Source organism: uncultured Sphingomonas sp., assembly GCF_964021865.1.
GTDB lineage: Bacteria > Pseudomonadota > Alphaproteobacteria > Sphingomonadales > Sphingomonadaceae > Sphingomonas.
In genome coordinates this window covers 1-9,295 of the sequence record NZ_CAXIAM010000084.1, presented here as the reverse complement: position 1 = coordinate 9,295, position 9,295 = coordinate 1, and the positions used below count along the sequence as shown (strand labels likewise).

Here is a 9,295-nt window from a genome sequence, read left to right as displayed (position 1 = left end):
TGCTGCTGTTCAACGCGGTGCTGATGGCCTTCACCTATGCCGTGCTGCGGTTGCAGGCGGTGCTGCCCGGCAACCCCCAGGGGCTGGCCGCGGTCGGCGAGCATCTGTCGTTCAACACCGCGATCAGCTTCACCACCAACACCAACTGGCAGAGCTATGGCGGTGAGGGCACGATGTCGAACCTCAGCCAGATGCTGGGGCTGACGATCCACAATTTCCTGTCGGCGGCGACCGGGATCGCGCTCGCCTTCGCGCTGTTCCGCGGGTTCGCGCGGCGCGAGGCGAAATCGATCGGCAATTTCTGGGCGGACGTGACGCGGATCACGCTCTACCTGCTGCTGCCGCTCTGCATCGTGCTGACGCTCTTCTATATCGCGAGCGGCGTGCCGCAGACGCTGGCGGGGGTGGTCGACGTGCAGACGCTGGAAGGCGCGCGCCAGTCGATCCTGCTCGGCCCGGTCGCCAGCCAGGAAGCGATCAAGATGCTCGGCACCAACGGTGGCGGGTTCTTCAACGTCAATTCGGCGCATCCGTTCGAGAATCCGACCGCGCTGACCAACCTGATCCAGATGCTGTCGATCTTCGCGATCGGCGTCGGGCTGACGTGGACGTTCGGCAAGGCGGTCGGCAATACGCGGCAGGGCTGGGCGATCCTCGCCGCGATGATGATCCTGTTCCTTGCCGGCGTCGCCGTCAGCTACTCGGCGGAAGCGGCGGGCAATCCGGTGCTCCACCAGCTGGGCGTCGCGGGCGGCAATATGGAGGGCAAGGAAGTGCGGTTCGGCATCGCCGCCTCCGCGCTGTTCTCGGTGATCACCACCGCGGCATCGTGCGGCGCGGTCAATGCGATGCACGACAGCTTCACCGCGCTGGGCGGGCTGGTCCCGCTGTTCAACATGCAGCTGGGCGAGGTCGTCATCGGCGGGGTCGGCGCGGGCATCTACGGCTTCCTGCTGTTCGCGATCCTCGCGGTGTTCGTCGCCGGGCTGATGGTCGGGCGGACGCCGGAATATGTCGGCAAGAAGATCGAGGCGCGCGAGGTGAAGCTGGCGGTGCTGGCGATCGCGGTGCTGCCGCTGATGATCCTGGGGCTGACCGCGCTGTCGTCGGTGCTGGAACAGGGGTTGGCCGGGCCGCTCAACAAGGGGCCGCACGGGTTCAGCGAGATCCTGTACGCCTTCACCAGCGCGGTGGCGAACAACGGCTCGGCCTTCGCCGGGCTGACCGCCAGCACGCCCTATTACGACGGCCTGCTGGGCGTCGCGATGTGGGTCGGGCGGTTCTTCATCATCGTGCCGATGCTGGCGATCGCGGGCAGCCTGGCCGCCAAGAAATACACGCCGGAAAGCGCGGGGTCGTTCCCGACCACCGGCGGGCTGTGGGTGGGGCTGCTGGTCGGCATCATCCTGATCCTCGGCGGTCTCACCTTCCTGCCGAGCCTCGCGCTCGGTCCCATCGCCGATCATCTCGCGATGATCCGCGGCCAGCTCTTCTGATCGGGCACATCATGGCCAAGCAGACCAAAAGCCTCTTCACCGCCGATCTCGTCCTTCCGGCGATCTCGGCATCCTTCCTCAAACTCAACCCCGCGCAGCTGGTGCGCAACCCGGTGATGTTCGTCACCGCCGCGGTCGCGGCGCTGATGACCGTCCTGCTCGTGATCGGTCACGACGGGCTGGGCACCGGTTTCAAGGTGCAGCTTGTCATCTGGCTGTGGCTGACGGTGCTGTTCGGCACCTTCGCCGAGGCGCTGGCGGAAGGGCGCGGCAAGGCGCAGGCGGCGTCGTTGCGCGCCGCGAAAGCCGAGCTGACCGCCAAGCGGCTGAAGCGCGACGGGCGCGAATATGACGACGTGCCCGCCAGCCAACTGAAGATCGGTGACGTGGTGCTGGTCGAAACGGGCGACCTGATCCCGTCCGACGGCGAGGTGATCGCGGGCGTCGCCTCGGTCAACGAGGCCGCGATCACCGGCGAGAGCGCGCCGGTGATCCGCGAGGCGGGCGGCGACCGCTCGGCGGTGACGGCGGGGACGCGCGTCATCTCCGACGAGATCCGCGTCAAGGTGACGGTGGAGCCGGGCAAGGGCTTCCTCGATCGCATGATCGCGCTGGTCGAGGGGGCCGAGCGGCAGAAGACGCCGAACGAGATCGCGCTGACGCTGTTGCTGGTCGGGCTGACGATCATCTTCCTGATCGCGGTCGCGACGATCCCGGGGTTCGCGCGCTATGCCGGGGGCAGCATCCCGGTGGCGATCCTCGCGGCATTGCTCATCACGCTGATCCCGACGACGATCGCGGCGCTGTTGTCGGCGATCGGGATCGCGGGGATGGACCGGCTGGTGCGATTCAACGTGCTCGCCAAGTCGGGGCGCGCGGTCGAGGCGGCGGGCGATATCGACGTGCTGTTGCTCGACAAGACCGGCACGATCACGATCGGCGACCGGCAGGCGTCCGAGTTCCGTGCGGTCGGTGGCGCGAGCGCGGCCGAGCTGGCCGAGGCGGCGCTGCTCGCCAGCCTTGCCGACGAGACGCCCGAGGGGCGCTCGATCGTGGTGCTGGCGCGCGAGGCGTTTCATGTGACCACCGCGCGGCTGCCCGAGGATGCCGAGGTGATCCCGTTCACCGCGCAGACGCGTATCTCCGGCGTGAAGACCGGCGGCGCGCTGATCCAGAAGGGAGCCGTCGATTCGATCCTGCGCGCCAATGAGGGCAGCGGCGCGACCGCGGCGGCGACCGAGTTGCGGCGGATCACCGACGAGATCGCGCGCGCGGGCGGCACCCCGCTGGCGGTGGCGCGCGACGGACGGTTGCTGGGCGCGATCTTCCTGAAGGACGTGGTGAAGGCGGGTATCCGCGAGCGCTTCGGCGAGCTGCGAACGATGGGCATCCGCACGGTGATGATCACCGGCGATAACCCGCTGACCGCCGCGGCGATCGCCGCCGAGGCCGGGGTCGACGACTTCCTCGCGCAGGCGACGCCCGAGGATAAGCTGGCGCTGATCCGCAAGGAGCAACAGGGCGGCAAGCTGGTCGCGATGTGCGGCGACGGTACCAACGACGCGCCGGCGCTGGCGCAGGCCGATGTCGGCGTGGCGATGAACACCGGCACGCAGGCGGCGCGCGAGGCGGGCAATATGGTCGACCTCGACAGCGATCCGACGAAGCTGATCGAGGTGGTCGGGCTCGGCAAGCAATTGCTGATGACGCGCGGGGCGCTGACGACCTTCTCGGTCGCCAACGACGTCGCCAAATATTTCGCGATCATCCCGGCGATGTTCGTCGCGCTCTATCCGGGGCTGGGGGTGCTGAACGTCATGGGGCTGGCGTCGCCGCAATCGGCGATCCTGAGCGCGATCATCTTCAACGCGATCATCATCCCGTTGCTGGTGCCGCTGGCGCTGAAGGGCGTGGCGTACCGGCCGATGGCGGCCGGGCCGCTGCTGGCGCGCAACCTGGCGGTCTATGGTCTGGGCGGGCTGCTGGCGCCGTTCGTGGGGATCAAGATCATCGACGTGGTCGTCGGCGGCCTCGGCCTGGCGTGACGCGAACGCAGAAAGCCTCTCCCCTTTAGGGGAGGGGTTGGGGGTGGGGGAGGTCTCACGGAGACTATCGCCTGCGACTCCCCCACCCCAACCTCTCCCCTGAAGGGGAGGGGCTTTAGGTAAGGAACCACCAATGAACACCGACATCAAAACCGCCGTGCGTCCGGTGATCGTCATGACGATCCTGTTCGCGATCCTGCTCGGTCTGGTCTATCCTGTGGCGATGACGGGCATCGGGCAGACGATCTTCCCCGCGCAAGCGAACGGCAGCCTCGTGCGCGATGCGTCGGGGCGCGTGATCGGCTCGACCGTGGTCGGGCAGGCGTTCGTCGCCGCGCGCTATTTCCAGACGCGGCCGTCGGCGGCGGGCAAGGGCTATGACGGGCTGGCGTCGTCGGGGTCGAACCTCGGGCCGACCAGCAAGGCGCTGGCCGAGCGCGTGACGCAGGATGTCGCGACGCGGCGCGGCGAGGGGGTGACGGGCGAGCTGCCCGCCGATCTGGTCACCGCGAGCGGATCGGGGCTCGATCCCGATCTGTCGCCCGCGGCCGCGCTGGCGCAGGCGCCGCGGGTCGCGCGGGTGCGGGGGCTGCCGGTCGCACGGGTGCGCGCGCTGGTGACCGCGCAGACCGAGACGTCGGTGCTGGGCGACGCGCACGTCAATGTGCTGGCGCTCAACCGCGCGCTGGACGCCGCCGCGCGCTGATGCCGCAGAGCGGCGCTGCCGGAGCCGAGCCCGCCGCCCTGCGGCGCGCCGCCGCGCAGGGGGGGGGCGGGCGGCTGAAGATCTTTCGCGGCGCGGCGCCGGGCGTCGGCAAGACCTATGAAATGCTGTCCGAGGGCAAGGCGCGGCGGCGCGACGGGGTCGATGTGGTCGTCGGCGTCGTCGAGACGCACGGCCGCGCCGAGACCGAGGCGCTGACGCGCGGGCAGGAGATCGTCGCGCGACGCGCGGTGAACCACGACGGGCATGTGCTGCACGAGATGGACCTCGACGCGGTGCTGGCGCGCGCGCCGCGGCTGGTGCTGGTCGACGAGCTGGCGCACACCAACGCGCCGGGCAGCCGGCATCCGAAACGCTATCAGGATGTCGAGGAACTGCTCGCCGCCGGGATCGACGTCTATTCGACGGTCAACATCCAGCATGTCGAGAGCCTCAACGACGTCGTCGCCAGCTTCACGCGGGTTCGGGTGCGCGAGACGGTGCCCGACAGCATCCTGGAGGCGGCCGAGATCGAGGTCGTCGACATCCCGCCCGACGAGCTGATCGAGCGGTTGAAGGCGGGGAAGGTCTATCTGCCGGCGGAGGCGACGCGCGCGCTGGGGCATTTCTTCTCGCGCTCGAATCTGTCGGCGCTGCGCGAGCTGGCGCTGCGCCGCGCGGCGCAGGCGGTCGATGCGCGGATGCTCGACGACGTGCGTGCGCTCGGCCTGGGCGGGACATGGGCGGGGAGCGAGCGGATCGTGGTCGCGATCAGCGAGCTGCCGGGCAGCGACGTGCTGGTGCGCGCCGCCAAGCGGATCGCCGACGGCCTGCGGGGCCCGTGGACCGCGCTGTTCGTCGAGACGCCGCGCGCCGCGCACTTCACCGACGCGCAGCACGCACGCGTCGCGGCGGCGATGACGCTGGCGACGCAGCTGGGCGCGGCGGTCGCCACCGTGCCGGCAACCAGCGTGGTGGAGGGGATACAGGGGTTCCTTGCGGATGCGCGCGCGACGCAACTGGTGCTCGGCAAGTCGCCGCGCTCGCGCTGGTTCGAACTGCGGCACGGATCGGTGGTCGACCGGCTGGTGCGCGACACGCCCGACGTCACCGTGCACGTCCTGCCGGTGGCGGCAGGGGCGGGGCGGAGCGAGCGCGGGGCGCGGCGGCCGGCGCGATGGGGGGCGCCGTCGGGCTATGCGGTGACGAGTGCGATGGTCGCGGGCGTGACGGCGGCGGGGAGCGCGCTGGTCCATGTCATCGACCTCGGCAATGTCGCGCTGCTCTACCTGCTGCCGGTGATGGCGGCGGCGAGCCTTTACGGGTTGCGCACCGGGCTGTTCGCGGGGCTCGCCTCGACGCTGGCGTACAATTTCTTTTTCCTGCCGCCGGTCGGCACGCTGAGCATCAACAATCCCGAGAACGTCATCTCGGTGGTGGTGCTGCTCGGCATCGCGTTTGCGACCAGCCAGCTGACCGCGCGGGTGCGGGCGCAGGCCGATCTCGCCGCCGCCAGCGCGCGGACGAACGCGACGCTCGCCGGATTCCTGCGCCAGATCGCGGCGGTGAACGACGCCGACCAGGCGGCGCGGATGATCTGCGACGACGTGCGGCGGCTGCTCGACGTGCATGTCGTGCTGCTGGGCGCGGCGACGGACGGCACGCTGGAGGTGCTGGCGGCGAGCGACCCCGGTTACCGGCTGGATGCGATGGACAATGCCGCCGCCAACTGGGCGTTCGACACCGGCAGCGCGGCGGGCAAGGGTTCGGGGACGCTGACCGCCTCCGAATGGCTGTTCCAGCCGCTGAAGGCCGGCGCGCGGACGTTGGGGGTGCTGGGGGTGGCGAACGATGGCGGCACCAATCCGGTGCGCGCCGATCAGTTGCCGCTGCTCAGCAGCCTGCTCGACCAGTCGGCGCTGGTGCTGGAGCGATTGCGGTTGCAGGCGGAGATGCGCGATCTCGACGTGGTGCGGACCCGCGACCGGCTGCGTGCGGCGTTGCTGTCGTCGGTCAGCCACGACCTGCGCACGCCGCTGACCGCGGTGATCGCCGCGGCCGACCAGCTCGACCACGGGGCGACGCCGGAGCTGATCGGCACGATCAAGGGCGAGTCGGCGCGGCTCAACCGCTTCGTCGCCAATCTGCTCGACATGGCGCGGGTCGAGGCGGGCGCGATCCGGCTGAACGTCGAGGCGATCGACCTGAGCGATGCGGTGACCGGTGCGGCGCACGACGCACGGCGCGCGCTGGAGGGGCATGGCGTGCGGCTCGACGTGCCGCCCGATCTGCCGCTGGTGCGCGCCGATCCGCAATTGCTGCATCATTGCCTGCTCAATCTGCTCGACAATGCCGGGCGCTATGGCGATCCCGGCAGCGAGATCGTGATCGAGGGCCGCCACCGGTTCGGCGAGTTGCGGCTGTCGGTGCTCGATCACGGGCCGGGTCTGCCGCCGGGGCGCGAGGCGGAGGTGTTCGAGACCTTTACGCGGCTGGAGGGGTCGGACCGTGCGATCGGCGGCACCGGGCTGGGGCTCGCGATCGTCAAGGCGTTTGCGGAGGCGATGGGGATGATGGTCGAGGCGAGCAACCGGAGCGACGGGGTCGGCGCGTCGTTCGCGCTCGTGTTTCCAGCGGCGTCGATCGTGCGCGATGCCGAGATCGAGGGCCAGTCCTGATGCCCGCCAAGGTCCTTATCGTCGATGACGAGGCCGCGATCCGGCGGCTGCTGCGCAACACCCTGACGCGCGCGGGCTATGAGGTGGTCGAGGCGGGGAACGCCAGGGACGCGTTGCAGCAGACGGCGGCGGAGCATCCGGCGGCGATCCTGCTCGACCTTGGCCTGCCCGACCGCGACGGGTTGAGCCTGATCCCATTGCTCCATGCCGGCGGCGAGGTGGTGATCCTGGTCATCTCGGCGCGCGATGCGGTGGACGAGAAGGTGGCGGCACTCGATCTTGGCGCGGACGATTTCGTCGGCAAGCCGTTCGACACCGAGGAATTGCTGGCGCGGCTGCGCGTGGCGCTGCGCCACCGCGGGCCGCCGGTCGAGACGCAGAAGAGCGTGACGCGCGGCGACCTCGCGTTCGATCTCGACCGCAGGATCGTGCGACGCGGCGGCGCGGAGGTGCATCTGACGCGCAAGGAGCATGACGTGCTGGCAATGCTGGTCCGGCACATCGGGCGGATCGTGACCCACGACAAGTTGCTGGACGCCTGTTGGGGCGGGGACGAGGATGCGCGGATCGAATATCTGCGGATCGTGATCCGCAACCTGCGTCAGAAGCTGGAGGCGCCCGCGCCGGTCGGCAGCGTGATCGCGAACGAACTGGGGGTCGGGTACCGGCTGCGGAGCGACGGCGCGATTTGACGCCGGCGCGCGCAGCGACGATGGACGGTGGCGGCGCGATGCGTCGTTGCTGAGGGGGCGGGTGGTGTCGCGGCAGGGTAAGGCGAAGATTGGCTATATCAGCGGCCCCGTCGACGCGCGGGTGGTGCACGATAGCTGGCGGAGCGGCGCGCCGCTCGGCTATTTCGGCACCAGCTATCTGCTGCAATTCTTCGACGTTGCCGACGAGCTGGGGCACGACCTGATCGTCACCACCAGTGCCGCGCAGCCGCGCTACGACGACGTACGCCCCGGCGTCCATATCATGAACCGGCCGCGGCGGGCGGCGAGCGGGCTGGGCTATCATCTCGCCGAGGTCGCGTGGTTGTGGGGCAGGGTGCGCGAGACCGTGGCGGCGGGCGCGCGGGTGATCGTGCTGACCGATGCCATGTATCATTGGTGGGCGCTGGTGCCGTGGCGGTGGCGCGGGGTGCGGTTCGTCAATGCGCTGCACTGTTCGATCCAGCGCCCGGCGGCGCGCGAGCCGTTGACCCGGCGGGTGCTGGCGCGGTTGCTGGGATGGTTCCACTATCGCTTCGCCGATCCGACGCTGGCCGCGTCGCCGCTGATCGTCGAACAGGTCGCGGCGCTGTCCGGCGGACGGATTCAGTCGATCCTGTTCCTGCCCACCTATACGCCCGCGCAATTCGCGGCGATCGCGCCGCCGGGTGCGGTGCCGCGGGTGCGCGACGACTTCCATGTTTTGTTCGCGGGGCGGGTCGAGCACAACAAGGGCGTGTTCGACATGCTGGAGGCGTGTCGGCGGCTGCGGGACGACGGCGGTCCGCGGTTCGTGTTCCACATCTGTGGCGAGGGGACCGCGAGCGAGGCGTTGCAGGAGGCGGTGGATCGGAGCGGGATGGGCGATCGCTTCCTGCTGCACGGTTTCTGCGACCGCGATGCGCTGTCGCAGCGGCTGGACGAGAGCGACGCGGTGGTGGTGCCGACGCGCAGCGATTTCGAGGAAGGCTTCGCGATGATCGTCGCCGAGGGCGTGATCGCGCGGCGGCCGGTGGTGACGTCGCGGGTCTGCCCGGCGCTGGAGTTGGTGCACGAGGCGGCGATCGAGGTCGAGCCCGACGATGTCGCGGGCTATGTCGCGGCGTTGCGCGCGCTGGCGACCGATCAGGGGCTGTATGCGCAGAAGGTGGCGGCGGCGGAGCCGTTGCGCGACGCGTTCTTCGATCCGCACAATGGCTATGGCGAGAAGTTGCGGCAGGTGTTGCGCGGTTTGATCGGTTGAGCGGAACGCCGGGCGGGTCGGCCGGTTGGTTCGACATGGATGACGGTGAACCATCAGTGAGCGTGATCAGCGCGTTGCGGGCGCAGATGGAGGCGGCGGCTGCGGCGCTCGACTTCGAGGAAGCGCGGCGGCTGCGGGATCGGATTAGCCTGTTGCAAGCCGGTGCCTCGGTGGAGGATTCGGCGGCGGTGGATGGGCTGACGCGCCAGCAGCCGGGCGCGATGGGGCTGGGGACGAGCCGTCAGCAGGTGGTGCCGCCCGAAGGGTGGAAGCCGCCGCCGAAGCCGGACCTGATGACGCGGGGGAAACGGTAGATCGTCGGGGTATGGCGTCGAGATTATCGTCGTCCTTGCTTCGCTACGCTCGCAATGACGGATCTGACGGCCCACTTAGAGTATGATCCCTGCAAGCTGAAGCGTC

Annotated in this window: 7 protein-coding genes; all 7 read left to right on the top strand. The window is 69.7% G+C overall.

All coding sequences use genetic code 11. The features are described from left to right. On the top strand, positions 1-1,496 hold a 1,496-nt coding region (kdpA, locus tag AADI75_RS15480), incomplete at its 5' end, for a potassium-transporting ATPase subunit KdpA (RefSeq protein ID WP_341209892.1). 11 nt (positions 1,497-1,507) lie between these two features. Then, a complete protein-coding gene (gene kdpB / locus AADI75_RS15475; RefSeq protein ID WP_341209891.1) occupies positions 1,508-3,541 on the top strand; it encodes a potassium-transporting ATPase subunit KdpB in 2,034 nt (677 codons plus the stop codon). Positions 3,542-3,674: 133 nt separating this feature from the next. After that, a complete protein-coding gene (gene kdpC, locus AADI75_RS15470) occupies positions 3,675-4,247 on the top strand; it encodes a potassium-transporting ATPase subunit KdpC (RefSeq protein WP_341209890.1) in 573 nt (190 codons plus the stop codon). Beyond that, entirely contained in the window at positions 4,247-6,922 is a 2,676-nt protein-coding gene (locus AADI75_RS15465) for a sensor histidine kinase KdpD (protein WP_341209889.1), read from the top strand. Before kdpC ends, AADI75_RS15465 begins: the two co-directional genes overlap by 1 nt. Then, positions 6,922-7,614, top strand: coding sequence for a response regulator transcription factor (locus AADI75_RS15460; protein ID WP_341209888.1), 693 nt, complete (start codon positions 6,922-6,924; stop codon positions 7,612-7,614). The genes AADI75_RS15465 and AADI75_RS15460 overlap by 1 nt, the downstream gene beginning before the upstream one ends. 64 nt (positions 7,615-7,678) lie before the next feature. Further along, positions 7,679-8,875 carry a glycosyltransferase family 4 protein gene (locus AADI75_RS15455; RefSeq protein WP_341209887.1) on the top strand — a complete coding sequence of 399 codons (1,197 nt, stop codon included), beginning with the start codon at positions 7,679-7,681 and terminating at the stop codon, positions 8,873-8,875. A gap of 56 nt (positions 8,876-8,931) precedes the next feature. Next, positions 8,932-9,189, top strand: a complete 258-nt coding sequence (locus AADI75_RS15450) for a UvrB/UvrC motif-containing protein (protein ID WP_341209886.1) — start codon at positions 8,932-8,934, stop codon at positions 9,187-9,189. Positions 9,190-9,295 lie beyond the last annotated feature (106 nt).

Excerpts from the sequence above, each read along its gene's own strand:
- AADI75_RS15460 (WP_341209888.1), top strand. The coding sequence starts at position 6,922 with ATGCCCGCCAAGGTCCTTATCGTCGATGACGAGGCCGCGATCCGGCGG.
- kdpC (WP_341209890.1), top strand. The coding sequence starts at position 3,675 with ATGAACACCGACATCAAAACCGCCGTGCGTCCGGTGATCGTCATGACG.
- AADI75_RS15465 (WP_341209889.1), top strand. The coding sequence starts at position 4,247 with ATGCCGCAGAGCGGCGCTGCCGGAGCCGAGCCCGCCGCCCTGCGGCGC.
- kdpB (WP_341209891.1), top strand. The coding sequence starts at position 1,508 with ATGGCCAAGCAGACCAAAAGCCTCTTCACCGCCGATCTCGTCCTTCCG.